This window comes from Streptomyces sp. SCA2-17 (genome assembly GCF_044336695.1).
Map to the genome: position 1 here is coordinate 2196613 of NZ_CP117521.1, position 25973 is coordinate 2222585.

Annotated in this window: 22 protein-coding genes, 1 other RNA gene and 1 pseudogene; 3 read left to right on the forward strand and 21 right to left on the reverse strand. The window is 72.6% G+C overall.

Annotated elements, in window-relative coordinates; genetic code table 11:
• The 5 genes and pseudogenes from PS271_RS09830 to PS271_RS09850 form a co-directional block, all read right to left on the reverse strand.
• A complete protein-coding gene (locus PS271_RS09830) occupies positions 1–912 on the reverse strand; it encodes a carbohydrate ABC transporter permease (protein ID WP_398381582.1) in 912 nt (303 codons plus the stop codon).
• Positions 909–1796 (reverse strand): annotated as a pseudogene (locus PS271_RS09835) (carbohydrate ABC transporter permease); the annotation flags it as partial. The pseudogene PS271_RS09835 and the gene PS271_RS09830, both read right to left, overlap by 4 nt.
• A 30-nt stretch (positions 1797–1826) precedes the next feature.
• Positions 1827–3164, reverse strand: a complete 1338-nt coding sequence (locus PS271_RS09840; RefSeq protein ID WP_398381583.1) for an extracellular solute-binding protein — start codon at positions 3162–3164, stop codon at positions 1827–1829.
• Positions 3165–3391: 227 nt separating this feature from the next.
• Entirely contained in the window at positions 3392–3688 is a 297-nt protein-coding gene (locus PS271_RS09845; protein ID WP_398381584.1) for a DUF3039 domain-containing protein, read from the reverse strand.
• Positions 3689–3720: 32 nt separating this feature from the next.
• Positions 3721–4317, reverse strand: coding sequence for a YqgE/AlgH family protein (locus PS271_RS09850; protein ID WP_398381585.1), 597 nt, complete (start codon positions 4315–4317; stop codon positions 3721–3723).
• A gap of 228 nt (positions 4318–4545) precedes the next feature.
• On the opposite strand from PS271_RS09850, the gene murA reads away from it, so the two are divergent.
• Positions 4546–5889 (forward strand): UDP-N-acetylglucosamine 1-carboxyvinyltransferase, encoded by a 1344-nt coding sequence (gene murA, locus PS271_RS09855; RefSeq protein WP_398381586.1) that lies wholly within the window; start codon positions 4546–4548, stop codon positions 5887–5889.
• Positions 5890–6214: 325 nt separating this feature from the next.
• On the opposite strand, the gene PS271_RS09860 is transcribed toward murA, so the two are convergent.
• The 7 genes from PS271_RS09860 to PS271_RS09890 all read right to left on the reverse strand — a co-directional run bounded on the left by PS271_RS09860 (position 6215) and on the right by PS271_RS09890 (position 14564).
• Positions 6215–6496, reverse strand: a complete 282-nt coding sequence (locus PS271_RS09860) for an HU family DNA-binding protein (RefSeq protein WP_004951951.1) — start codon at positions 6494–6496, stop codon at positions 6215–6217.
• A 273-nt stretch (positions 6497–6769) separates the two neighbouring features.
• Complete coding sequence (locus PS271_RS09865; protein WP_398381587.1) at positions 6770–8203, reverse strand: NAD-dependent malic enzyme; 1434 nt, start codon at positions 8201–8203, stop codon at positions 6770–6772.
• A gap of 418 nt (positions 8204–8621) precedes the next feature.
• Positions 8622–10946, reverse strand: a complete 2325-nt coding sequence (locus tag PS271_RS09870; protein WP_398381588.1) for a UvrD-helicase domain-containing protein — start codon at positions 10944–10946, stop codon at positions 8622–8624.
• A 110-nt stretch (positions 10947–11056) separates the two neighbouring features.
• Entirely contained in the window at positions 11057–11893 is an 837-nt protein-coding gene (locus tag PS271_RS09875) for an anti-sigma factor family protein (protein WP_398381589.1), read from the reverse strand.
• Complete coding sequence (locus tag PS271_RS09880; protein ID WP_398381590.1) at positions 11890–12429, reverse strand: sigma-70 family RNA polymerase sigma factor; 540 nt, start codon at positions 12427–12429, stop codon at positions 11890–11892. The genes PS271_RS09875 and PS271_RS09880 overlap by 4 nt, the downstream gene beginning before the upstream one ends.
• A gap of 184 nt (positions 12430–12613) precedes the next feature.
• Entirely contained in the window at positions 12614–13201 is a 588-nt protein-coding gene (locus PS271_RS09885; protein WP_398381591.1) for a CGNR zinc finger domain-containing protein, read from the reverse strand.
• A gap of 403 nt (positions 13202–13604) precedes the next feature.
• Positions 13605–14564, reverse strand: coding sequence for a LysR family transcriptional regulator (locus PS271_RS09890; protein WP_398381592.1), 960 nt, complete (start codon positions 14562–14564; stop codon positions 13605–13607).
• 84 nt (positions 14565–14648) lie between these two features.
• Here PS271_RS09890 and PS271_RS09895 point away from each other — a divergent pair, with 84 nt between their 5' ends.
• Positions 14649–15884 (forward strand): MFS transporter, encoded by a 1236-nt coding sequence (locus PS271_RS09895; RefSeq protein ID WP_398381593.1) that lies wholly within the window; start codon positions 14649–14651, stop codon positions 15882–15884.
• On the opposite strand, the gene PS271_RS09900 is transcribed toward PS271_RS09895, so the two are convergent.
• From PS271_RS09900 to ftsE, 6 genes are all read right to left on the reverse strand, one after another.
• Positions 15814–17025, reverse strand: a complete 1212-nt coding sequence (locus PS271_RS09900) for a hypothetical protein (RefSeq protein ID WP_398381594.1) — start codon at positions 17023–17025, stop codon at positions 15814–15816. The two genes, PS271_RS09895 and PS271_RS09900, sit on opposite strands and share 71 nt — an antisense overlap.
• 133 nt (positions 17026–17158) lie before the next feature.
• Positions 17159–17528, reverse strand: a transfer-messenger RNA (tmRNA) gene (ssrA, locus tag PS271_RS09905).
• 89 nt (positions 17529–17617) lie between these two features.
• Complete coding sequence (gene smpB / locus PS271_RS09910) at positions 17618–18127, reverse strand: SsrA-binding protein SmpB (RefSeq protein WP_398381595.1); 510 nt, start codon at positions 18125–18127, stop codon at positions 17618–17620.
• Between the two features lie 18 nt (positions 18128–18145).
• Entirely contained in the window at positions 18146–19423 is a 1278-nt protein-coding gene (locus PS271_RS09915; protein WP_398386784.1) for a S41 family peptidase, read from the reverse strand.
• A gap of 67 nt (positions 19424–19490) precedes the next feature.
• Positions 19491–20405: a permease-like cell division protein FtsX gene (gene ftsX / locus PS271_RS09920; protein ID WP_106682122.1), complete on the reverse strand. Its 915-nt coding sequence runs from the start codon at positions 20403–20405 to the stop codon at positions 19491–19493.
• Positions 20406–20421: 16 nt separating this feature from the next.
• Positions 20422–21111 carry a cell division ATP-binding protein FtsE gene (gene ftsE, locus PS271_RS09925; protein ID WP_235485892.1) on the reverse strand — a complete coding sequence of 230 codons (690 nt, stop codon included), beginning with the start codon at positions 21109–21111 and terminating at the stop codon, positions 20422–20424.
• A 256-nt stretch (positions 21112–21367) separates the two neighbouring features.
• Between ftsE and PS271_RS09930 the strand changes: the two genes are divergently transcribed.
• Complete coding sequence (locus tag PS271_RS09930) at positions 21368–21562, forward strand: hypothetical protein (protein ID WP_030369272.1); 195 nt, start codon at positions 21368–21370, stop codon at positions 21560–21562.
• Between the two features lie 138 nt (positions 21563–21700).
• On the opposite strand, the gene PS271_RS09935 is transcribed toward PS271_RS09930, so the two are convergent.
• From PS271_RS09935 to PS271_RS09945, 3 genes are all read right to left on the reverse strand, one after another.
• Entirely contained in the window at positions 21701–22849 is a 1149-nt protein-coding gene (locus PS271_RS09935; protein WP_398381596.1) for a hypothetical protein, read from the reverse strand.
• 241 nt (positions 22850–23090) lie between these two features.
• Positions 23091–24197, reverse strand: a complete 1107-nt coding sequence (prfB, locus tag PS271_RS09940) for a peptide chain release factor 2 (protein WP_120759004.1) — start codon at positions 24195–24197, stop codon at positions 23091–23093.
• Between the two features lie 415 nt (positions 24198–24612).
• Positions 24613–25881 (reverse strand): serine/threonine-protein kinase, encoded by a 1269-nt coding sequence (locus PS271_RS09945; RefSeq protein ID WP_398381597.1) that lies wholly within the window; start codon positions 25879–25881, stop codon positions 24613–24615.
• Positions 25882–25973: the final 92 nt, after the last annotated feature.

A 25973-nucleotide genomic window follows, 5' to 3' on the forward strand; every position in this document is an offset into this window, starting at 1 on the left:
TCAATCCTTCACCGCTCCGCCGAGGCCCGACACGAGCCTCCGCTGTACCAGTACGAAGAAGACGAGCACCGGCACGGTCATGACGGTGGACGCCGCCATGATGCCGCCCCAGTCGTTGCCCTCGTCCTTGAAGAAGACGAGGAGCGCCATCGGGAGGGTGGAGTTCTCGGTGGCGCTGACGATGAAGGACTTCGCGAAGAGGAAGTCGTTCCACGTCGAGATGAACGAGAAGACGCTCGTCGCGACGAGCCCGGGGAAGACGAGCGGGAAGAGGATCCGCCACAGGAAGCGGGCGCGGCTCGCGCCGTCGAGGTAGGCGGCCTCCTCCAGCGACTCCGGCACCGCCCGGACGAACCCGCGCAGCATCCAGATCGCGAACGGCAGCGAGAAGGCGATGTGCGGCAGGATCAGCGAGCCGAGCGTGTTGAGGCCGATGGCGGGCACGTACGCGCCCGCGTCGCGCAGGAGGAAGAACAGCGGGATGGTGAGGGCCTCGACCGGGACCATCTGGGCGACGAGGAACATCACGAGCAGGGTCGTCCGGAACCGGAAGCGGAAGCGGGTGACGGCGGTCGCGGCGAGGAAGGCCACGAGCGCGGAGACGACGACCACGGTGCCCGCGACGAGCAGGCTGTTGAGGAAGTACCGCGCGAAGTCCTGCTGCCCGAAGACGCGGCGGAAGGCGTCCAGGGAGGGCGCGGACGTCCAGGGGCGGGGCCGGTCCGACTGCACTTCGCCGGCGGGTTTCACCGCGGACAGGACCATCCAGTAGAGCGGGAAGGCCACCACAGCGGCGGTCAGCAGGGCGGCGGCCTCGGCGGCGAGGCGCCACGGGCGGCGGCCTCGGGGGGCGGGGCGGGCCCGCCGGACGCTGCGGACGCGGGTGAGGCTGCGGACGCGAGTGACGCTCATATCTCCTCCCCTTGTCTGCGCAGCAGCCGCAGGTACGCGAGCGTGACCGCCAGCAGGATCAGCAGCATCACCACGCCAATGGCCGAGCCGAGGCTGTACTGCGAGGACGCGAACGCCTTCTGGTACGCGTAGACGTTCAGGGTCAGGTTCTGCCCGGCGACCCCGCCGCCGTTGGTCATCACGTAGATCTGGGTGAACACCTTGAAGTCCCAGATGACCGACTGGATGGTGACGACGACGAGGATCGGCCGGAGCATCGGCGCCATGACCCCGCGCCAGATGCGCCACTGCGAGGCCCCGTCCAGGGCGGCGGCCTCCAGGACCTCCTCGGGGATGGCCCGGATGCCGGCGTAGACGGTCACCATGACGAAGGGGAACGAGCACCAGACGACTTCGAGGAGGACGAGCGCGAAGGCGCTGTAGCGGTCGTACGTCCACGAGTAGCCGTCGAAACCGCTCATGCCGAGCCGGGTGAGCAGCTTGTCCACAGGCCCGAAGTCGGGGTCGAAGAGGAAGAGCCAGACCGTCGAGCCGGTGACGGCGGGCGTGGCCCAGGCGCCGAGCGCCGCGGTCATCAGCGCGAGGCGGGGCAGGGCGCGGACGCGGGTGAGGAGCACGGCGAGCGCGCAGCCGGTGGCGAGGGTGGCGGCCACGCACGCGGCCGCGAAGAGGACGGTGGCGGCGAGCACCTCCCGGAACTGGCCGTCGCGCCAGAGCGCGGCGTAGTTGCCGAGGCCCTGGAAGGAGGTCGGGCGGCCGCCGCTGACCTGGGCCTGGGTGTACTCCAGGAAGGAGATGAGCCCGAGCTCGTAGACGGGGTAGAGCAGCAGGCCGCCGAGGAGGACGAGGGCGGGGGCGAGGTAGAGCCAGGGCGTCCACCGGTTGTGGGTGCGCATCGTGCCGGCCCGCCGCCCTCAGCCCGCGGCCCGGAAGGCGCTGTTCATCTTCTTCGCCGCGGCCGAGGCCGCCGCGTCCACGCTCCTGCGGCCGCTCACGATCTCCTGGAACATCGACGGCAGCACCTGTCCCGCGTCGATGGCGCCCCACGCGGGCGTCACGGGCACGAAGGCCGCACCCGCCGCGAGCGTCCGCACGAACGGCTCGACGTAGGGCTGTCGGCGGGCCGCCTCGCGGCGCACGTCCGTATAAGTGGGCAGGAAGCCCATGGCGTCGAAGAGGTCGGACTGGGTGCGCTTGCCGGTGAGGGCGCGCATCAGCTCGACGGCGAGCGTGCGGTGGGAACTGCTCTTGAGGACACCGACGTTGTTTCCGCCCGCGAAGGCGGGGGCGATGCTGCCCTCCTCGGCGCCGGGCAGCGGCACGACCGCGTACCTGCCCTTGGCCTTGCCGTTCTCGACGGCCCGGTGGCTGAAGTCCCCGCCGATGGCCATGGCCGCCTTGCCGGCGGCGAAGGCCTCGACGGTGGCGTTGCCGCCCATCTGCGCGCACTTGGCGGGCGGGCAGTTGTGGGCGCCGAAGAGGGCGGTGTACGCGGCGATGCCCCGCTTCGCCGCCTCGCTGTCGACGGCCGCGGTGTACTTCCTTCCCTTCTTCTCCGCCAGCGCGCCGCCGTTGGCCCACAGGAACGGCAGGGCGCCGTACGTGTACGAGCCGCCGACCACGAGCCCGTAGAGCTCCGGCCGCTCCTGGTGGATGCGGCGGGCGGTCCGCGCGAGCTCGTCCTGCGTGCGCGGCGGGCGCAGGCCGAGCTCGCGGAAGACGTCCGTGCGGTAGTAGAGGGCGCGCACTCCGACGAACAGCGGGGCGCCGTAGACCTTCCCGTCCACGGTGACGGAGCGGCGGGCGGCGGGGTCGGTGTCCCGCGCCTCGGGCCAGGCGGCGAAGTCGGCGGTGACGTCGGCCAGTCCGCCGTCCCGGACGTAGCCGGCGGTGTCGGTGTTGCCGTACTCGATGACGTCCGGGGCGCTGCGGGGGTCGTTGAAGGCGGCCTTGATCCGCTGGGCGCGCGTCTCCACGGGGATGTAGGTGACCTCGGCGCGGGCGCCGCGGTGCTCCCGGGCGAAGGCGGCGACGGCCTTGCCGACCACGGCCTCCTTGGGCCCGTTGTCGACCTCCCGGAAGAGCCAGACGCGCAGGCGCCCCGTCCGCTCGTCGCCCCCGGCGGCGCCCGCGGAGGAGGTGGAGGGGGCGCAGGCGGTCAGGGCGGTGGCGGCCAGGGCGGCGGCCACCAGGGCCGCCGCCCCGGACAGCGGACCGGATAAGCGACCGGGCAGTCGGCCGGACAGCGTCATGGGGATGGATCCCTCCCGCGCGGCGTTGCAACATACGCAATGGGCGTTTCGCTCAGCACAACTGGCAGGAGACTAGGGGCGTGCCATGGCCCCGACAAGAGGTCTCTACCACTCTGTGATCGGCGAAAGCGCTCCGTGCAACGCACGCGGCCCCCGGGACGCGCCGTAGCGCGCTCCGGGGGCCGGGAAGTGGGTGTGCGGCCTGCAAACGGGAGGCCGGGGGCCGGCTACTTCTTGTCGCCGCCCTTGCCGTCCTTGCCGTTCTTGTCTCCGCCGGCGCCCATGCCTTCGAAGATCTCCTTGCACATCGGACAGACCGGGTACTTCTTCGGGTCGCGCCCCGGAACCCAGACCTTGCCGCACAGGGCGACGACCGGGGAACCGGAGAGCGCGCTCTCCATGATCTTGTCCTTCTGGACGTAATGGGCGTAGCGCTCGTGGTCGCCGTCGCCGTGCGACACCTGCGGCGTCGGCTCTACGAGGGTGCCGGTCCCTGCCCCGCGCTCGGGCTCAAGAGTGCTCATGGTCTCCAAGGGTACTGGGGCGCACCGCCGAGTCAGTTAAGGCTCGGGTCGTCCGGATACGTGGCCACCATCGCCAGCTCGTTGCGCTGGCGGCGCAGCACCGCGCGCCACAGCTGCGAGGGGTCGGGCGAGGAGACGTCGCCCGGCTCGGACTCCACCACGTACCACGCGCCCTCGACCAGCTCGTCCTCCAGCTGGCCCGGGCCCCAGCCGGCATAGCCGGCGAAGATCCGCAGCGAGCCGAGGGCGGCGGCGAGCAGCTCCGGCGGGGCCTCCAGGTCGACGAGGCCGATCGCGCCGTGGACGCGCCGCCAGCCGAGGGGGCCGTCGCCGACGACGGCGGGGGCGCCCGTCTTGTCGTACCCCTCCCCCGGCACGACGGCCACCCCCAGCGCCGAGTCCAGCGAGACGGGGCCGCCCTGGAAGACCACGCCCGGCTCCCCGGCCAGCGCGGCCCAGGACTCCAGGATGTCCGCCACCCCGACGGGGGTCGGGCGGTTCAGGATCACTCCGAGGGAACCCTCCTCGTCGTGGTCGAGCAGCAGCACCACCGCGCGGTCGAAGTTCGGGTCAGCGAGCGCCGGTGTCGCAACGAGCAGTCGTCCTGTGAGCGAGGACACCTCGGACATGGGCACATGATCCCGCATTTCGGGCCCGCGCGGGGGGCGGACGCCCACTCCGGCAAGAAAGGGACGGCCCGCGGTGCGTTGCGCTAACCGGTAGCGACCATTCCATTAACAGAGCGTGTTGTTGCAAAACCATAACGTGGCCGGAGCCCCCTCAGGCATGCAGGAGGGCTCCCTCGTCGCATTACCCTTTCTTCTTGCCCCCTGCCCAACTCCAGGAACGCGAGATCCATGACCGGCCCTGACGATGTCCTGCTTGTCCACGGCGGTACCCCGCTCGAGGGCGAGATCCGTGTCCGCGGCGCGAAGAACCTCGTGCCCAAGGCCATGGTCGCCGCCCTGCTCGGGCACGGCCCCAGCCGGCTGCGCAACGTCCCCGACATCCGCGACGTCCGCGTCGTGCGCGGACTGCTGCAGCTGCACGGCGTGACCGTCCGCCCCGGCGACGAGCCCGGCGAGCTGGTCCTCGACCCCACGTACGTGGAGAGCGCCAACGTCGCGGACATCGACGCGCACGCCGGCTCCTCGCGCATCCCGATCCTGCTGTGCGGCCCGCTGCTGCACCGGCTGGGCCACGCCTTCATCCCGGGCCTGGGCGGCTGCGACATCGGCGGCCGGCCGATCGACTTCCACTTCGAGGTGCTGCGCCAGTTCGGCGCGACCATCGAGAAGCGCGAGGGCGGCCAGTACCTGGAGGCCCCGCAGCGGCTGCGCGGCTGCAAGATCCGCCTGCCCTACCCCTCGGTCGGCGCGACCGAGCAGGTCCTGCTCACCGCCGTCCTGGCGGAGGGCGTCACGGAGCTGTCGAACGCGGCCGTGGAGCCGGAGATCGAGGACCTCATCTGCGTGTTGCAGAAGATGGGCGCGATCATCGCCATGGACACCGACCGGACCATCCGGATCACCGGTGTCGACAAGCTCGGCGGCTACAACCACCGCGCGCTCTCCGACCGCCTCGAGGCCGCCTCCTGGGCGTCCGCGGCGCTGGCCACCGGGGGCAACATCTACGTGCGCGGCGCGCAGCAGCGCTCGATGATGACCTTCCTCAACACCTACCGCAAGGTCGGTGGCGCCTTCGAGATCGACGACGAGGGCATCCGCTTCTGGCACCCGGGCGGCTCGCTCAACGCCATCGCGCTGGAGACGGACGTCCACCCCGGCTTCCAGACCGACTGGCAGCAGCCGCTGGTCGTGGCGCTGACGCAGGCGGCGGGCCTGTCGATCGTCCACGAGACGGTCTACGAGTCGCGCCTCGGTTTCACCTCGGCGCTGAACCAGATGGGTGCTCACATCCAGCTGTACCGCGAGTGCCTGGGCGGTTCCGCCTGCCGCTTCGGCCAGCGGAACTTCCTGCACTCGGCGGTCGTCTCCGGCCCGACGAAGCTCCAGGGCTCCGACATGGTCGTCCCCGACCTCCGCGGCGGCTTCTCGTACCTGATCGCGGCCCTGGCGGCCGAGGGCACCTCGCGCGTCCACGGCATCGACCTGATCAACCGCGGCTACGAGAACTTCATGCAGAAGCTGAAGGACCTGGGCGCGAACGTGGAGCTGCCGGGCGGCGGCACCGCGGCCTGAGGCATCCGCGCCACCACGACGCGGCCCCCGGCTGGGGGTCCGGGGGTTATCCCCCGGAAAAGCACAGCATGCAGAAGCTGAAGGACCTCGGCGCGAACGTGGAGCTGCCGGGCGGCGGCACCGCGGCCTGAGGGCCCTTCTTCTGACGGGGCGTAAGCGCCTGTACGAGCCATTCAAGGCCCGTACAGGCGCTTTCGTGCATCCGGGTGACCTTGGGCCCCGTACGGCCCCTTCCAGGCCCGTACGGGCCCCTGGAAAGCCCGAAGGGCGGTCACCCCGACCGGGGTGACCGCCCTCTCAGCGCTGAGCGCAGCGCTAAAGGCGCTTACTTGCCCTTGGCGGCTTCCTTGAGCTTGGAGCCCGCGGAGACCTTCACGCTGTAACCGGCAGCGATCTGGATCGGCTCACCCGTCTGCGGGTTGCGAGCGGTCCGAGCGGCACGGTGGGTGCGCTCGAAGGTCAGGAAGCCGGGGATGGTGACCTTCTCGTCGCCCTTGGCGACGACCTCGCCGACGGTCTCGGCGAGCGCGGCCAGAACGGCGTCGGCGTCCTTGCGGGTCACCTCGGCGCGGTCGGCCAGCGCGGCCACCAGCTCACTGCGGTTCATGTTGTACTCCCGTGTTCTTCTTGCCAATGAGGCGTGAGATCGAAGCCGATGCTGCCAGGGCCCTCGGACAGTCCCCGGACCCGGGTCCGTTGCCAGACCCTCGCGCCCGGTTACGCATCCTGCCCCCACCAGTGGCGGGAAAGCCAATCCGGCACCCTGGAGAGTCACACGGAAAGCGGCACAGCCTCGGATACAGCCGCATTTCTGCGGCCTGATTTCTGCCCGACACCTTAGGGGCAGGTCGCGGGCCCGAAGGCCCGCGACGCGCCGTCATCAGACGGTCGTGGTGCCCGTCACAGCCGCGCCGGCGGCTTTCGCGGCCTCGCGCACGGCGCCCGCGACCGTCCCCGCGACCTTCTCGTTGAAGACGCTGGGGATGATGTAGTTCGCGTTGAGTTCGTCTTCGGTGACGACGTCGGCGAGGGCGCGGGCGGCGGCGAGCATCATGCCGGTGTCGACGGTGCGGGACTGCGCGTCCAGCAGGCCGCGGAAGACACCCGGGAAGACCAGCACGTTGTTGATCTGGTTGGGGAAGTCCGACCGGCCCGTGGCCACCACCGCGGCCGTGCGACGGGCCACCGCCGGATCCACCTCCGGATCGGGGTTGGCCAGCGCGAAGACGATCGCACCCTCCGCCATCGCCGCCACATCCTCACCATCAAGGACGTTCGGCGCGGAAACACCGATGAAGACGTCCGCGTCCCGCACGGCCTCCTTCAGCGTCCCCGTCATGCCCTCGGGATTGGTGTTGTCCGCGATCCACCGCAGCGCCGTCTGCGGCCCCGCATCCACCAGATCCGCACGCCCCGCATGCACCACACCATGAATGTCCGCGACGACCGCGTGCTTGACGCCGGCCGCCAGCAGCAACTTCAAGATCGCCGTACCGGCCGCACCCGCACCCGACATCACGACCCGCACATCACCGATCGCCTTACCCACCACCCGCAGCGCATTGGTCAGCGCCGCCAGCACCACGATCGCCGTACCGTGCTGGTCATCATGGAAGACCGGAATGTCCAGCGCCTCACGCAACCGCGCCTCGATCTCGAAGCAGCGCGGCGCGGAGATGTCCTCCAGGTTGATGCCCGCGAAGCCCGGGGCGATGGCCTTGACGATCTCCACGATCGCGTCCGAGTCCTGGGTGTCCAGGCAGATCGGCCACGCGTCGATCCCCGCGAACCGCTTGAACAGCGCCGCCTTGCCCTCCATCACCGGCAGCGCCGCCTTCGGCCCGATGTTGCCCAGGCCCAGCACCGCCGAGCCGTCCGTGACCACCGCAACACTGTTGCGCTTGATCGTCAGACGACGCGCGTCCTCCGGGTTCTCCGCGATCGCCATGCACACCCGGGCCACACCAGGGGTGTAGACCATGGACAGATCGTCACGGTTGCGGATCGGGTGCTTCGACGCCATCTCGATCTTGCCACCGAGATGCATCAGGAACGTACGGTCGGAGACCTTGCCCAGCACCACGCCCTCAATGCCGCGCAGCTCCTCGACGATCTCGTCCGCGTGGGCGGTGGAGGTCGCGGCGATGGTGACGTCGATCCGGAGCTTCTCGTGCCCGGAAGCAGTGACGTCGAGACCGGTCACGGATCCGCCGGAGGACTCCACGGCCGTGGTGAGCTGGCTGACCGAGGTCCCGCTCGCGGGAACCTCCAGCCGGACCGTCATCGAGTACGAGACGCTTGGCGCCGTTGCCATGGCCGACTTCCTCTGCTTTCCAGGTTTCGCTGATGCGCGGCTCGATCGTCCCACCTACCCATCGGTAGGGGGTAACCAGGTCCGGGTTACGGAAATAAAGTTCCGCAAAAGCCCGACGGGCGCCCTTCCCGGAGGAAGGGCGCCCGTCAGAACGCTGATGACACCGACCCGCCATGCTCGCCTCGCGGCAAGTGGTCGCTCGTAGCGACGAAGGTTGGGCCCGGGGGCTTGGATCGAGCCGGTGCCACACCCAGGCTAACAAACCGTCCCCGGAAGTCATTCCGCCCCGGCGAATTCACCCGTGGGGGCTCCCCCGGCCGGAGCCGGGGAGCCCCGGCCGGAGCTGGGGGAGAGTCACTTCCGGGACGGGCGTGCTCAGTCCCCCGGCCGTCCGCCCCCGGCTTCAGTCCCCCGGCGCTCAGTCCCGCAGCAGGTCCGGCACGCCGTCGGCGTCCGGGTCGTCGCGCTCGCCGGAGAGCACCGTCAGGCGCTGCGTGGCGCGGGTCAGCGCCACGTACAGCACCCGCAGGCCCGCCGGGGACTCGTCGGCGATCTCGGCCGGCGAGACCACGATCGTCGCGTCGTACTCCAGGCCCTTCGCCTCCAGGCTGCCCAGCACCACGACCCGGTCACCGAGCCCGGCCACCCAGCCGCGGGCCTCGGCGCGCCGCCCCATGGGCACGACCACGCCGACCGTGCCCTCGACGTCCGCCAGCAGGTGCTCCGCCTCGGCCCGCACGGCCGGGCCGAGCCCGGCGCCCGCGACGGCGAAGCGCGGCACGACGCCCGTGGAGCGGACGGCCGCGGGCGACTCCATGCCGGGCATCGCGAGCGCGAGCACCTTGGCCGCGAGATCGGCGATCTCGGCGGGGTTGCGGTAGTTCACGGTGAGCCGGAAGCGGGTGCGGCGGCGGGCGCCGAGGGCCTCGTCCCGGGCGGCGGCCGCCTCGTCGGGGTCGGACCAGGAGGACTGCGCCGGGTCGCCGACGATCGTCCAGGTGGCCGTGCGGCCGCGGCGGCCGACCATCCGCCACTGCATGGGCGTGAGGTCCTGGGCCTCGTCCACGATGACGTGGGCGTAGTCGCGGCGCTCCTCCGCCAGGCGCTCGGCGCGCTCGCGGCGCGACTCCGAGCGCTGGGGCATCAGCTCCTCCAGGCCGGTGAGCGCGTCGAGCGGGTCGTACTCGCGCGGCTTCTTCGGGCGGGCCGGGGCGCCCAGCAGCGTCTCCAGCTCGTCCAGCAGGGCCACGTCGTGCACGGACAGCGGCCCGCGGCCCGCGGCGTCCAGGCGGCGCAGCGAGCGGGCCAGCAGGCGGGTCTCGCGCGGGTTGAGCACCCGGCGCGAGGAGCGGGCGAGGCGCTTCTCGTCGGCCATGCCCGCCAGCACCTGACGCGGCGTCAATTCCGGCCACCAGGCGTCGAGGAAGGCGAGGAAGTCGTCCTCGGTGGTGATGTCCTCGTCGAAGGCGGAGCGGGCCTCGGCGGCGAGCTCCGGGTCGGTGTAGCGCTTGGGGCCGCCGGCCCTGGACCACAAGGCGTCGAGGATCAGCCGGCGGGCGCGCGGGCGCAGCAGGTTGACCGGCGCGGTGCCGCCGAGGGCGGTGTTGCGGATCCGCTTGAGGTCCTCGGCGCCGAGCTCGATGCGGGCGCCGAAGGCGACGACGCGCAGGCGGTCGGGCGCGCCCGTGCTCTCCAGCGCGCCGCGGACCGCCTTGCGGAGCACCTTGAGCATGCGCGAGGAGCCCTTGACGCGGGCCACGGCCGGCTCGTCGTACGTGTCGGCCTCGGCGCCGTCGACCAGCGAGCCGACGGCACGGATGGCGACCTGCCCCTCCTCGCCGAGGGAGGGCAGCACGCCCTCGGTGTAGGCGACGAGGAGCGGGGTCGGGGAGACGACGAGGATGCCGCCCGCGTACCGGCGGCGGTCCTGGTAGAGGAGGTAGGCGGCGCGGTGCAGGGCCACGGCGGTCTTGCCGGTGCCGGGGCCGCCCTCGACCTCGGTCACCGACGCGGCGGGCGCGCGGATGACCATGTCCTGCTCGGCCTGGATGGAGGAGACGATGTCGCGCATCGTGTGGCTGCGGGCCTGGCCGAGCGCGGCCATCAGCGCGCCGTCGCCGACGACCGGCAGGGTGTTCCCGCCGAGCGTGGCCGTCAGCTCCGGGCGCAGCAGGTCGTCCTCGACGCCGAGGACGCGGCGGCCCTTGGAGCGGATGACGCGGCGGCGCACGACGCGGCCGGGCGCCACGGGCGTGGCGCGGTAGAAGGGCGCGGCGGCGGGCGCCCGCCAGTCGATGACGAGCGGCGAGTAGTCGGCGTCGAGGACGCCGATGCGGCCGATGTGCAGGGTCTCCGCGATGTCGGCGCGGTCGCCGAGGACGGCGTCGTCGGCGGGCTCGACGGAGGTGTACGCGCCGTCGGGGCCCTTCTTGCCGTCCTTGCCGAGCAGCAGGTCGATGCGGCCGAAGAGGAAGTCCTCGAATTCGCTGTTGAGCCGGTTGAGGTGCACCCCGGCCCGGAAGACCTGGGCGTCCCGCTCGGCGAGCGCGCCGGGCGTGCCGACCTGCCCGCGCTTGGCGGCGTCGTCCATGAGGAACTCGGCCTCGTGGATCTTCTCCTCCAGACGCCGGTAGACCCGGTCCAGATGCTGTTGTTCCGTACCGATCTCGCGGTCGCGGACCCCGTCGGGCTCGCTCTGCGGTCCGGTCGCCACCTGCGCGTGCGTGGCGTTCTGCGCGGCCACCCAAGCCCCCTTCTGCTGTGCCTAGGGCAGCCGTCAACCGTACGCGAACACAGGTGCTGAGCGCACCTGTCATGACATGGTTGTTTTTATTCGGGCTGAATGGGTTTTCGTCAGACCTTTACGGTGGCGAGGAGGGTGCCGTCGAGCGTCCGGACCTCGAACCGGGATATATCGCTCCGGTTCAGTGCGGCGCCGCCGTGGGTGTAGAGCGGCTCTTTGCTCCATTTGTCGCCCGTGTCGGCTTTACCGGCCGCCCCGGCAGCATCCGTTGCATCCGTCGCATCCGTCACATCCAGGCCGTAGCCGCCCGGGGGGACCGCCCACGTCGTCACCGTCTGCCGCTCCCCGTGCTTCCCCACGGCCACGAGATCGCAGGTCAGCGGGCCTCTGACGTGGGCGAGCCGGAGGGCCACGTGGGTGCCCCAGGGCTTCTCCTGGAGCGAGACCGTCGCGTCGACCTTCGTCGCCGGGTCCACCGCGCCGATCTTCTCGCCGTCCTCGTACATCTGCTTCGCCGCGCTCACGCCGCTGTGGTCCGGGCCGTGGTCCGGCGCGTCCTCCGAGACGACCGCCGCGCCCACCAGCGGGCCCGCGACGATCAGCGCGGCGGCGGCCGCGACCAGGCACAGGCGGCGGGTGCGCCGCGCGCGGCGGCCGGCCGCGACCCGGCCCAGCAGCCGGTCGAGCAGCGCCGGGTCCGGGCGCGGCGCGAGGGCCTCCTCGGGGCCGGGGGAGTCCAGGCCCGGCGTGGACTCCCTCATCTCGGCGAGGAGCGGCGTCAGGTCCATCAGGCCGTCGAGCTCGGCGGCGCACTCCGGGCAGTCGGCGAGGTGCTCCTCGAACCGGGCCGCGTCCGCCTCGTCCAGCACGCCCAGCGCGTAGGCGCCCACGGCGGTGTGCTGCTCGCCCCGCTCGTACTGCCCGTGGTCCGGTGCCGGCCGGCTCATGCCGTCACTCCTCGTTCTTCGAGCGAGAGCTTCATCGAGCGCAGTGCGTAGAAGACGCGGGACCGCACGGTCCCCGCCGGCACGCCCAGCGCCTCGGCCGCCTCGCTCACGGTACGTCCCCTGAAATAGGTCTCGATCAGCGCCTCCCGGTGCGCCTCCGTCAGGTCGCCCAGCGCGTCGGAGATCGTCATCAGGCGCAGCGCCCGGTCGATCTCGTCCGCCGCGGGGATCAGCTCCAGCGGGCCGGGGTCGACCTCGCGCGGGCGCGCCTGCCGGCTGCGGTGGTTGTCTATGACGATGCGCCGGGCGACGGTCACCAGCCAGGGCCGTACGGAGCCGGGGGCTCCGCGCAGCCGGTCGGCGTTGCGCCAGGCGCGCAGCAGCGTCTCCTGGACCACGTCCTCCGCCCGCTGGCGGTCGCCGTCCACCAGGCGCAGCACGAAGGCGAGGAGCGGGCCCGCGTGCTCTTCGTAGAGCGCCCGCATCAGGTCCTCGTCGGGGCTCGTCCTGTCAGCCACGGCGGCATCCTTGCGCAAGCCTTCTCCCTGGTCGATAGCGCGCGTCGGTGATCCGGCCGGTACCCGCCGGTAGCCGTAGCCGCCGGTTCCGCCCGTTCCGCCGCCGGTGCGGGGGCCCGGTGGGCCCCTACGGGCAGGAGTACGGGGCGGGTGGGCGGACTGTTCAGCGCGGCGAGGATTTTCCGCGCCGGCCGCTACGGCCTCAGCGGGTGCCGACCGTGCGGCGGCGGTGCCGGGCCACGCGCTCGCGGTTCCCGCAGACCTCGCTGGAGCACCAGCGGCGCCGGCGGCCGCGGGAGGTGTCCAGGTAGACCAGGGAACACGTCTCGCCCTCGCAGCGGCGCAACTGCCCGCGCGCGGCGGGGTCGGTGAGCAACTCCACCGCGTCGCGGGCGATCTGCCCGAGCAGGGCCCCGCAGTCGGGCGCGCCGGCGAGGCTCCGCAGCAGGGTCCCGTCGGCGCCGCGGTCCGCCTTCAGGGCGGGCGGGGCGGTGGCGGCGAGGGCGTTCACTCGCTCCAGGTCGGGGTCGGCGGCGCGGCCGTCGACTTCGGCGTGCACGACGCGGTGCAGCAGGTCGCGGACGGCGCGGAAACGGGCGAGCCAGGCGGCGTCCACGGCGGCCAGGGGGGTGCCGGGCGGGACGGCCCCGGAGCCGAGCAGCCAGTCCCGCAGCCGCTCGGGGCTGTCGAGCCGCTCGACGGGCTCCCCGCCGAGCCGCCCGCCGACCGTGCCCACCAGATCCAGACAGAGCCGCCCGCCGTCAAACCTGAGTCCGCCCTCCACCAACACCCCACCAGAGTGCCCCGCGAGGGGCACGGGTGTTAACCCCGCGAACCCCCTGTCCCCGGCAGAACCGGCGGTAGCCGACCCGGCGTCGCCGAGCGCGAGCTCTCATCCCTGCCGCCGGCAGAACTCTCCCGCCGCCACGACGAACAACCCCACGGCGCAAACCGGCGGTGCCCAGCCCGCCCCCGGCACGGCACCGCCGAACACCGCCGTCGCGGTCACTCGCCATCGCGGCGGAAGACGGGTGCGGGTCCCGCACAGAACCACCGCCGAGCACGAGCTCCCGACCCTGCCGCCGGCAGAATCCCCCCGCCGCCACGGCGTACAACCCCCACGGCGCAAACCGGCGGTGCCCAGCCCACCCCCGGCACGGCACCGTCCGCACCCTCCGCGCCGGCAGCGCCGGCTACGTCCGCATCGCGGCCGCGTCCCCCGGCGGGAGCCATGAGTCGGCCGGGCGGGTCAGCCAAGCGTCGCGCGCCGCGAGAGTCGCAGCCGCCGTCCGCAAGGACGTCAGCGCCGGGTGGCGGAGGCCGCGGCGCCAGACGAGGGAGATCGGGGAGAGCGGCACCGGGTCGACGAGGGGGCGCAGGACCATGCCCGGGACGTCGATGAACTCCACGCTCGCCAGCACCGACCACCCCCGCCGCCGCACCACCCGCACGAACTCCCCCTTCCCCTCGATCTCCGGGAACGGCGCGGCGATCCCGATGCCCCGCCCCTCGAAGAGCCGCTCGGCGAGGTCCGTCCACTCGGCGGTCGCCGGATTGCCCGCGGCGGCGTACAGCGTCTCCCCCGCCAGAGACCCCAGCGGCACCTCCGGCAGGGCCGCCAGCCGGTGCTCCTCGGGCAGGAGCACGGCCATCGGCTCGTACCGTACGGGGCAGTGCTCCAGCCGCCCGCGCACCGCCGGGTCGAGCCCCGCCACGCGCCCGAAGGAGACGTCCAGCCGCCCCGCGAGGATCTCCCCGGCCGCGCCTGTGAGCCCGCTGTGGAAGCGCGCCACCAGCTCGTGCTCCGGCGCCGCACCGCGCGCGGCGGTCAGCACTCGCCACCCCGTGCCGACCGTGGCCGCGCAGTCCACGATCAGCGGCCGCTCCTCCCGCGCCCAGGCCGCTTCGAGCTCCTCGTGCGCGGCGAGCACCCGCCGCGCGTACGGCAGGAGCCGTTCGCCTTCGGCGGTGAGCGTGACCTGACGCGTCGTCCGGGCGAACAGCTTGCTCCCCAGCCGCTGTTCGAGCCGCCGGACGTCCCGGCTCAGCGCCTGCTGGGCGGTGAACAGCCGGGCCGCGGCCCGCGTGAAGTGCAATTCCTCGGCGACCACGGCGAACGCCCGCAGCAGCCGCGGCTCTATGTCGTACGGCACGAGCCGCAGTTAACAACAGTTCCGCGTGAACGGCGACCAGGAAGGTGTTGGACCGCGCACCCCGGCCGCAACAAGGCTTTCCCCATGCCCCCGCTCAAACCCCTCGCCCCGTACGCCCGTCTCTTCGCCGTCCCCGGCGCCCGCGCCTTCACCGCCTGGAACCTCCTCGCCCGCCTCCCCATGGGCATGTTCGGCGTCAGCGCCGTCCTGATGATCTCCGCCGCCCGCGGCTCGTACGCGCTCGCCGGCGCCGTCACCGCGACCGGCCTCGCCGCGACGGCGGTCGTCGGCCCGCTGACGGCCCGGCTCGTGGACCGCCACGGGCAGGCCCGCGTCACCGTCCCCGCCGCCGCACTGGCCGCGCTGGGCTCCCTGTCGCTGGTCGTGTGCGTGCACGCCGGCGCCCCCGCCTGGACCCTGTTCGTCTGCTACGCGGCGACCGCCACCACCCCCAACACCGGCGGCATGTCCCGCGCCCGCTGGTCGCACCTCCTGCGCGCCGACCCGGCCGCCCTGCACACCGCGAACGCCTTCGAGCAGGCGGCGGACGAGGCGTGCTTCATGTTCGGGCCGGTCCTCGCGACGTTCCTGTGCACGTCCCTCTTCCCGGAGGCCGGCACGCTCGCCGCCGCGCTGATGTTCCTCACCGGCGCCGTGCTCTTCGCGGCCCAGAAACGCACCGAACCCCCCATATCCGCCCGGCCCGTCCGCCCGCGCTCGCCGCTCCGCGGCAACCCCGGTCTCGCCTCGGTGCTGGCCGTCTTCCTCTGTACGGGCGCGCTGTTCGGCTCGCTGGAGGTCGTGACGATCGGCTTCGCCGACGCCGAGGGCCACCGCCCCGCCGCGGGCGCCGTCCTCGCCCTGCAAGCCGCCGGCTCCTGCGCGGCGGGCCTCCTCTACGGGCTGGCGCGCCCGACGTCCCCCGCGGCCGCCCGCTTCCCCCGCTGCCTGGCGGCGATGGCCGCCCTCGCGCTGCTGCCGCTCGCGGCGACGACCGCGGGCGGCGGCCTCCCCGCCCTCGCCGCCGCGCTGCTCCTGGCGGGCATGGCCACGGCGCCCACCATGGTCACGGGCATGAACCTCGTCCAGGACCTGACCCCGCCCGGCAGCCTCAACGAAGGCATGACGCTGGCCGTGACCGGCATCCTCGCCGGCATCGCGGCGGGCTCGGCGGCCGGCGGCTACGCCGTGGAGCACGCGGGAGCGGCGGGCTACGCCGTACCGGCCGCCGCCGCGGCGACCGCGCTGCTCACGGCGACGGCGAGCCGCCGGGCCCTCGCCCTACGGCAGCCCGCGCGGCCCGCGCGGCCCGCCGCCTGAGGAGCGTCCCGAGACCCGCGGCCACCAGAACCCCACCGGTCGTCCCGCCCGCCACGTAGGCCACGGTCATCCCCGAGCCCCCACCGGCTCCGGAGGCCCCGCCCGTCGCGGCGGCGGCCGTGACCTCCAGCTGCGCCACCTTCGTGACCCGCCCGTGGTGGCTGGCCACCGTCACCGCGTACGTGCCGGGCGCGAGCCCCCGCCGGATCCGCGCGGGCGCGAAGTACCGCGGATCGTCCCCGTCGCCCGCCTTGCTGTCGTCGCGCCGCAGCCGCACCGGCTTCTCGAACGCCGGCGACGTGGCCGTCAGCCGCTCCTCCTCGCCCGGGTCGGGCGACCGGTCGCGCCACAGGACGTTGACGGTGCCGCCGGGCGGGACCCGGTGCCCGCGGGGGCGGGCGTCCTCCGGGCCGGACGAGGGGGACGTGCCGAAGAAGGCGGGCCCGCGCGCCCGGCCGACGTAGTCGCGGTCACCGGGCCGCGCCGCCCGCACCGTCAGCGGCTTCTCGTCGACGACGCGCCCGCCCGGCCCGTACAGCGTGACCTTGTACGTGCCGTCGCGGACGCCCTGCGGCAGCTCGGCCGCCCCGGAGAACAGCCGCGGATTGTTCCAGTCGGTGCTCGACGGGTCGTGCGCCAGCCGCACCTCCTTGCGGAAGGCGGGCGAGCGCACGGTGAAGGACTTGCCGCTCTCGCCGGGGTACAGATCGTCGTACGCCATCCACAGCCGCTCCCCCGGCCGCAGCACCTCGCCGGGCAAGGCCGCCGTGAAGCTCGGCCGCTGCGACGGCTTCACCTCGACGCGGTCCTCGGCGACGACCCGGCCGCCGGCCCGGACGGTGAGCGGGTACGTACCGGGCCCGGTGGTCATCGCGATGGCCGGGCGGCCGTGGTGGGCGTGCTCGCGCGGCGCGAGCCGGACGGGGCGCGGGAAGACGGGTGAGGAGACGGTGACGTCGCCGCGCCCACGGAAGCCCTGCACCTCTATGTCGACGAGCTCGCCGGGGCGGTTGTCGAAGGCGCTGTTGAGCAGCACGTGTACGGGGCTGCCGTCGCCGGCGAACGCCGGGGCGGCGCCTCCGGCCCACCATAGGGCTCCCGTGGCCAGCACTGCGGCCACCGCCGTACGCGTCCGGTTCACCGGGCCACCACCCCCTCGTCGTGGAGCGTCACACAGGAAGAGGGCTACGGGAGCTCATCGGTTGCCGGGCCCGGCACGGCAAAAGCCTCTGGTCTGCGTTTCCGCAGATCAGAGGCTTTTGCCTACATGGGATGAGTGGAGATGGCGGGAATCGAACCCGCGTCCAACGGTGCAGAATCAGGGCTTCTCCGAGCGCAGTCCGCTGCGATTTTCTCGGCCCCGGAGATCACACGGACAAGTCTCCGACGGGCTCAGTCACTGTTTGATTTCCCACCAGCCCCCGTGACCGGGGTTAGTGGTTTAGTTCCCTAGCTGATGCCAGGATCCGGGTCGGGAACAGCCCCGGGCTGACACTTCGCAAGTCGCTACTTAGGCAGCGAGGGCGAAGGAATCGCGCTTGGTGTTGGCGATTATTGGTTGCGACATATGGTTTACGAGATCATTGCCGCTTCCTCGGCTCGCTTCCCCTGCTTCGACATCCGCTGTCGAAACCGATCATCCCCATGTTGATTTTTCAAACTGCGCACCGGGCACCACCCCGAGTGCTGCTACGCCCCATCGTACGTGACCGACGGGCGCCCGTGCCAGCGTATTACCGCTGCTGGCCCCGCGCGGCCGTCGCCCGCTGCCGGCGGCGCGCCGCGGCGATCGCACGGTTCGACTCGCGCGTGTCCTGCTTCTCGCGCAGGGTCTGCCGCTTGTCGTACTCCTTCTTGCCCTTGGCGAGGGCGATCTCGACCTTGGCCCGGCCCTCCTTGAAGTAGATGGCGAGCGGCACGATGGTGTGCCCGGTCTCCTGCGACTTCGAGTCGAGCTTGTCGATCTCCGCCCGGTGCATCAGCAGCTTGCGCTTGCGGCGCGCGCTGTGGTTGGTCCACGTGCCCTGGGCGTACTCGGGGATGTGGGCGTTGTGCAGCCAGGCCTCGCCGCCGTCGATCTGGACGAAGCCGTCCACCAGCGAGGAACGGCCCTGGCGCAGCGACTTCACCTCGGTGCCGGTCAGCACCATGCCGCACTCATAGGTGTCCAGAATGTGGTAATCGTGCCGCGCCTTCTTGTTCTGCGCGACCAGTTTGCGACCCGTCTTCTCTTTCTTAGCCATAGCGCCGCCATTCTCGCACTAGGACCCACCCCCGAGGCCACTCAATACTGTGCGGGCCCGCTCCTCCGCATCGCCGCGGACCACCAGGTCGGGGGCGATGCCGCGGCCGTCGACGACGCGCCCGGCCGGGGTGCGGTAGTGGCCGACGGTGAGCTCGGCGACGGAGCCGTCCGCGAGGCGGCTCGGCATCTGCACGGAGCCCTTGCCGAAGGTCCGCGAGCCGGCCACGACCGCCCGGCCGCGGTCCTGGAGGGCTCCCGCCAGCAGCTCGGCCGCGCTCATCGTGCCGCCGTCGACCAGGACGACGAGCGGCAGGGCGGTGGCCCCGCCGGTGCGGGCCTCCAGGGCGCGCTGCCTGCCGTGCACGTCGTAGGTGGCGACGAGCCCGCCGTCGAGGAAGGCGGAGGCGGCCGTGACCGCCTCGTCGACGAGGCCGCCCGAGTTCCCCCGCAGGTCGAGGAGGATGCCCTCGCCGGGCAGGGCCTGCGCGGCAGCGGCCCGCACCTGCTCGCCGGTGCCCCGCGTGAACGAGCCGACCTTGATCCGTACGGCTGCGGCTCCCGCGGCTCCCGCGCTGCCGTCCCCGGCGAGCCGCTCGACCGTGACGCTCTCGGTGGCCAGCCGCGCCCGGTACAGCGTGCGCTCCCAGCTGCGGCCCGCGCGCTCGACCCCGAGCCGCACGGGCGTGCCCGGGCCCGGCCGGGCAGCGGTGTCGCCGCGGAGGCGGGCGACGACCTCGGTGACGGGCCGGCCGTCGACGGGCGTGCCGTCGATGCTGCGCAGCCGGTCCCCGGGGCGGAGGCCGGCCCGGCCGGCGGGGCTGCCGGGGCGGACGCTGTCGACCTCGGTGCGGCCGCCGGCGGCGCGGCGCGCGGAGAGGCCCACTCCGATGTAGGAGCCGTTCAGGGCGCGCTCCAGGCCCTCGTACTCGCGGGCGCTGTAGACGGCGCTCCAGCGGTCGCCGCTGCGGCCGACGACCTCGGCGGCGGCCTCCGAGCCGGACTTGCCGTCCTCGACGGCCCGCGCCGCGGCGGCCTCGACCTCGGAGCGGTCGACGGAGGTGCCCGCGCCGTCGCCGGGGCGCTCGTCGCCCGCGACGGCGCGGTCCGCGGGTCTCGCCGCGGTGCGCGACGCGGCGCGGGCCTCCGGCGCTTTCCGGCCGTCCTGGCCGCCCCGGCCGTCCGGGCTCCAGGAGCCGGCCGCGGCACCGGTGGCCAGCACGCCCGCGAAGACCAGGGTCAGCGCGGCGCCGCGGCGGGCGCGGCGCTGCGGGTGGAACATCGACGGGCCGGGCATGCGCGTGAGTCTAGGACACCACGGCGCGCCGTACGGGGAGTTGACCGTACGGCGCCCTTGGCTCATGTCACACCTTGAGGTACTTGCGGAGCGCCGCGAACGCCGCCAGCGCGGGCATCAGCAGCCCGATGGCGAGCACCAGCGGCAGCTTGGCCAGGACCGCGTCCCAGCCGATGAACTGGATGAGGTCGATCTGGTCGACCAGCCAGTTGTTCACGAGGAAGTAGTGGCCGGCGACGAGCAGCACGCACGCCAGGCCGGCGCCGAGCAGGCCCGCGAAGGCGGCCTCCATGATGAACGGGATCTGGATGTAGAAGCTGGACGCACCGACCAGCCGCATGATCCCGGTCTCCCGGCGGCGGCTGAACGCGGAGACGCGGACGGTGTTGACGATCAGCATCAGCGCGACGACGAGCATCAGCGCCATCACGCCGAGCGCCGCGTAGTTCATGCCGTTGACCAGGTTGAAGAGATTGGACAGGACGTCCTTCTGGTCCTGCACCATCTGCACGCCGGGGCGCTGCGAGAACGCGGTCGAGATGACCTCGAACTTGGTGGGGTCCTTGAGCTTGACGCGGAAGCTTTCCTGCATCTGGTCCGGGGTGACGAAGCCCGCGATCGGCGACTTCTTGTCGAACTGCTCCTTGTAGTGCTTGTACGCCTCGTCGGCCGTCTCGAACTGGACCTTCTGGACGACGCTCATCTTCTCCAGATCGGCGCGGATCTCCTTCTTCTGGTCCTCCGTCGCCGCTCCCTTGGCACAGGAGGGGAAGGACTCCGCGTCGGTCTTGTTGCAGAGGTAGATCGAGACGTTGACCTTGTCGTACCAGTACCCCTTCATCGTGCTGGCCTGCTCGCGCATGAGCAGGGAGCCGCCGAAGAGGGCGAGCGAGAGCGCCACGGAGACGATCACCGCGAAAGTCATCGTGAGATTGCGGCGGAGACCGACGCCGATCTCCGAGAGGACGAACTGGGCGCGCATGGCGTCCTTTCAGGCTTCAGTGCTGGTAGCCGTACACGCCGCGCGACTGGTCGCGTACGAGGCGTCCCTTTTCCAATTCGATGACGCGCTTGCGCATCTGGTCCACGATCTGCTGGTCGTGGGTGGCCATGATGACCGTGGTCCCGGTCCGGTTGATCCGGTCGAGGAGCTTCATGATGCCCACCGAGGTCTGCGGGTCGAGGTTGCCCGTCGGCTCGTCCGCGATCAGCAGCATCGGGCGGTTGACGAACGCCCGGGCGATCGCCACGCGCTGCTGCTCACCGCCCGAGAGCTCGCCCGGCCGGCGGTCCTCCTTGCCGCCCAGGCCCACCAGCTCCAGCACCTGCGGGACGGCCTTCTTGATCTCCCCGCGCGGCTTGCCGATCACCTCCAGCGCGAAGGCGACGTTCTCGCTGACGCTCTTGTTGGGCAGCAGCCGGAAGTCCTGGAAGACCGTGCCCAGCTGGCGGCGCATGTGGGGCACCTTCCAGTTGGACAGCCGGGCCAGGTCCTTGCCCAGGACGTGCACCTGGCCGGTGCTCGCGCGCTCCTCGCGGAGCAGGAGCCTCAGGAAGGTGGACTTGCCCGAGCCCGAGGAACCGACGAGGAAGACGAACTCGCCTTTCTCGATCTCCAGCGAGACGTCGCGGAGCGCGGGACGGTTCTGCTTCGGGTAGGACTTGGAGACGTTGTCGAATCGGATCACGAGTGCACCACGCGTCGACCTGGATAGGGGGGACGGACCGCCGCGCAGGCGGCTCCCGTTCGGTGTGCGTGACCATACGCGAACGAGCCGTGCACGCGCAGGCAGCGACCGGGGTCGGCGCGTTTATTACCGTCATGTTCGGGGACAAAACGAGGACAATCGGCCCGCACGCGCCGTTCGCCGGGGAAGCTGGCAGAGTGGTAGGGGGAACCGCTCGGCTCTCCCGCGCGTTGGACGTACCGGAGGAGGAGATCGCATGACATGCGACCGACTGGTGTGCGCCAACTGCGCGGGCCCCGTCAGCGAGGGCCGCTGCCCGGTCTGCCGGGCCAGCAGGGAGCGGCTGCAGCAGCAGGAAGGCCTCTTCGCCGGCCTGACGCCCGCGACGCTGATCGCGCTGCTCGTAGCGCTGGTGGCGGTGGCCGTGCTCGCACACGGATTCGCCGGGTAGGCGCGCCGTCACGCGTGGTCATGCGCGTGCCCGATCGAACGACGCACGAGGGCCCGGAGCGCTGAGCGCTCCGGGCCCCTTGCGTTGCGTGTGTACGTGACCCGGCCGCGGGCTGCGCGGCCGCGTCTACGGCCTGGGTCAGGCCGCCGCCGCGCCCGCGTTGCGGGTCATGAGGCGGGGCAGGAGCCGGAAGCCGACGCCGCCCGCGATCATCGTCGCGGCACCGATCACCAGGAAGCCGGTCTGGGAGGCGCCGGTCTCGGCCAGCTGCTCCTTGGGCTTGTCCTGCTGCACGGGCTTGGCGCCCGCGCTGTCGGTGTCCGTGTTGTTGCCGCAGTTGCTGCTGGTGTCGACGGGGCAGACCTTGCCCTGGTCACCGGAGTCGCTGCCGCCGGTGGAGCCGGAGCCGCCGGTGGCACCCGTGGTGCCGGAGCCGCCGGTGCCGCTCTGGTCGCCGCCGGTGGAGCCGTGGTCGTCACCGGTGGAGCCGGTGCTGCCGGTGGAGCCCGTGCTGCCGGTCGAACCGGTGGAGCCGGTGGAGCCGGTGGAGCCCGTCGAGCCGGTGCTGCCGGTGGAACCGGTGCTGCCCGTGGAACCGGTGGAGCCCGTAGAACCAGTGGAACCGGTGGAACCCGTAGAGCCGGTGCTGCCGGTGGAGCCCGTGCTGCCGGTGCTGCCGGTCGAACCCGTGGAGCCGGTCGAGCCGGTGCTACCGGTCGAGCCCGTCGTACCCGTGGAGCCGGTGGACCCGGTCTCGCCGGTCGCGCCGGTGCTGCCCGTGGAACCGGTCGACCCGGTCGAACCGGTGGATCCCGTGCTACCGGTCGTGCCGGTGGTACCGGTCGAACCCGTGGAGCCCGTCTCGCCGGTCGCACCCGTGGAACCCGTGGTGCCGGTCGTGCCCGAGCTGCCGGTGGTCTCGCCCGAGCCGCCGATGCTGCCGGTGGAGCCCGTCGAGCCGGTCGAACCGGTGGAACCAGTGGAGCCGGTCTCACCCGTGGAACCGGTCGTGCCGGTCGTGCCGGTGGAGCCCGTCTCGCCGGTCGAACCCGTGGAGCCGGTGGAACCGGTGCTGCCCGTGTTGCCGCCCGTGGTGGGCGGCTGCGGGATCGTGTCCGGGTCGTCGGGCGAGGCGACGGCGTGGACGCCCGCCTTCACACCGACACCCGCGACCTGGACGTTGACGCCGGCGGCCGATGCCGCGCCGGCGGCGGTCAGCGAAGCGCCTGCGGCGACCACCGCGCCGGCGGCTATCCGCGCGACGCGCAGTCGCGTCTTCTTCGTCATATGCCTGCTACCCCCAGTAGCTCACTCGTCATTGGAGCAGCTCCGCACGGGGCGGTGGCGCTACTGGAGGCCTGGCACGGCCGGCGGGCCGGCCGTGTTGATGCGGCGGCACTGTCGTCCGGGCCGCTCGCCCCCGCCACACGCGCCCCAGTGCTACGCGTGCCGCCGTCAGCCTTGCCAGTTTTTGACGCAGCGTCAAGCCGGATACGGGGGAGTTGTCCTGCTATGGAGGCCCTTGGGGCTACTTCTCCTGCTGCTTGCGCCAGCGGATGCCGGCCTCGAGGAAGCCGTCGATCTCGCCGTCGAGGACGGACTGGGGGTTGCCGACCTCGAACTCCGTACGGAGGTCCTTGACCATCTGGTACGGGTGCAGGACGTACGAACGCATCTGGTTGCCCCAGGAGCCGCCGCTGTCGCCCTTGAGCGCGTCCATCTTCGCCTGCTCCTCCTGGCGGCGGCGCTCGAGGAGCTTGGCCTGGAGGACGTTCATGGCGGTCGCCTTGTTCTGGATCTGCGAGCGCTCGTTCTGGCAGGAGACGACGATGCCGGTCGGGAGGTGGGTCAACCGCACCGCGGAGTCGGTGGTGTTGACGCCCTGGCCGCCCGGGCCGGAGGAGCGGTAGACGTCGACGCGCAGCTCGGACTCGTCGATCTCGACGTGGTCGGTCTGCTCGACGACCGGGAGCACCTCGACGCCGGCGAAGGACGTCTGGCGGCGGCCCTGGTTGTCGAAGGGCGAGATGCGCACGAGGCGGTGGGTGCCCTGCTCGACGGAGAGGGTGCCGTAGGCGTACGGGACCTGGACGGCGAAGGTGGTCGACTTGATGCCGGCCTCTTCGGCGTAGGACGTCTCGTAGACCTCGGTCTTGTAGCCGTGGCGCTCGGCCCAGCGCAGGTACATGCGCTGGAGGCGCTCGGCGAAGTCGGAGGCGTCGACGCCGCCGGCCTCGGCACGGATGTTGACGAGGGCCTCGCGGGAGTCGTACTCGCCGGAGAGGAGGGTACGGACCTCCATCTCGTCCAGCGCCTTGCGGACGGAGGTGAGCTCGGCCTCGGCCTCGGCGAGGGCGTCGGCGTCGTCCTCGGCCTCGGCGAGCTCGAAGAGCACTCCGAGGTCGTCGATGCGGCTGCGGAGGGCCTCGGTCTTGCGCAGCTCCGCCTGGAGGTGCGACAGCTGGCTCGTGATCTTCTGCGCCGCCTCGGGGTCGTCCCACAGGGACGGGGCGGCCGCCTGCTCCTCGAGCACGGCGATGTCGGCCCTCATCCTGTCGAGGTCCAGGACGGCCTCGATCGACCCCATGGTCGAGGAGAGGGACTTCAGCTCTTCGGATACGTCAACGACTGCCACGCACCCAGCCTAACGGCTACACCGCCCTTCCCGACCCTCAAGCCCCTTCCGGGGCGCTCCCCCTACTCGGCGCTGGGCGCCGAACCCCCTGCCGGGACGGCGATCAGCCACCGCGGCGCAGACCGGCGGTGCGGGGCCCGCCCCGGGCTGAGGACAGCCCGGCGCCGCGGCGGCGGATTCAAGGGGGCGGGCCCCACCTGGATCGACTGAGGGTGCCGCGCACCCTCTCCCCCCCGCCGCAGCGGCGATCAGCCACGACGCCGCAGACCGGCGGTGCCGGACCGGCCCCAGGCCGAGGAAGGCCCGGCACCGCCGGATACCGCCGTGGTGGCTGAGCACCGCGGCGGCGGATTCAGGAGTGTGGGCCCCACGCCCTCTTCCCCGCCGACGGGAAAAGCCCCCGCTGCCGCAGCGGCTAGCGCTTCGGTGCCGGGTGGTGGATGCCCGGTTTCGCGTCGGTGGGCTCGTGGTCGGTGGTGGCGAACCAGCCGCCCACGCCCGCCGCGGCCGCCAGGGCGACCGCCGCCGCGCCGAGGCGGATGCGGCGGCGGCGCTGTTCCGCCGGGGAGCGGTGGCGCGCGGAGCCGGCGCGGCGCTGGCCGGCGGCGCGGGGCGCGCGGGCCGTGCCGTGGGCGCCGCCGGCGAGCTCGGCGGGCGTGGGCACGCGCATGCTGGTGTGGGTGTCGCGGCTGGAGTCCGAGACGGCGCCCGGCACAAGCGGGACGACGCCCCGGCGGCGTGCGGAGGCGGGCACGCCGCTCCCGTCAGCGGGAGCCGGGGAGCCGTCGGCGTCGTCGTCCGACCCGTCGTCCGGCTCGTCGATGTCGAGGGGCGGTATCCCGGCGAGCCCGGGCAGCAGCTCCCGGAGCCGTACGGCGAGCTCGGAGGCGCGCAGCCGGGACGCGGGCCCCTTGGCCAGGCACTGGACGACGAGCTGCCACAGCTCGTCGGGGATGCCGGGCAGCGGCGCGACCGTCTCGGTGACGTGCCGCCGCAGCACCGCGCCGGGGTGCCCGCCGCCGAAGGGCGTGAAGCCGGCCAGCAGCTCGTACAGGACGGTGGCGAGGGCGTAGACGTCGACGGAGGCCCGCGGCGGCAGCCCCTCGATGATCTCGGGGGCGAGGTAGTCGGGCGTGCCGATGACGCTGCGGGGGCCGGTCCCGCGGCCGCCTTCCCGGGCGGGCCGGGGGGCATCCACGAGGCGGGCGATGCCGAAGTCGGTGAGCAGCGCGGGGTGCGCGCCGCCGGGCCCGAGGGGGCCCTGCATGTCGAGCAGGACGTTCTCGGGCTTGACGTCGCGGTGGACGATCCCGGCGGCGTGCGCGGCGGCGAGCCCGTCCGCGACGTCGGCGACGATGGCGACCGCGGCCTCGGGCGCGAGCCGCCGCTCGCGGTCGAGCCGGGTGCGCAGGTCCGTGCCCCGGATCAGGTCCATGACCAGGGCGAGGTCGGCGCCGTCGACGACGAGGTCGCGGACGCCGACGACGTTCGGGTGGTCGAGCCCGAGGAGCGCGGCGCGCTCCTGGACGAACCGCCCGACGAGCTCCTGGTCGGAGGAGAGATCCTCGCGCAGGAGCTTGATGGCGACCGGGCCCTCGGGCCCTTCGCCGAGCCACACGGTGCCCGCGCTGCCACGGCCGAGGACCTGGTGGGCGGTGTACCGGCTGCCGATCTTCCGTGCCAAGACTGTTCCCCGACTCCTCGTCTCCGACTCCGACAGGCGCGCTGGCGACCAAGCTACTGCCAACGCTCACCCCCGAGGCGGAAAACGCCCAC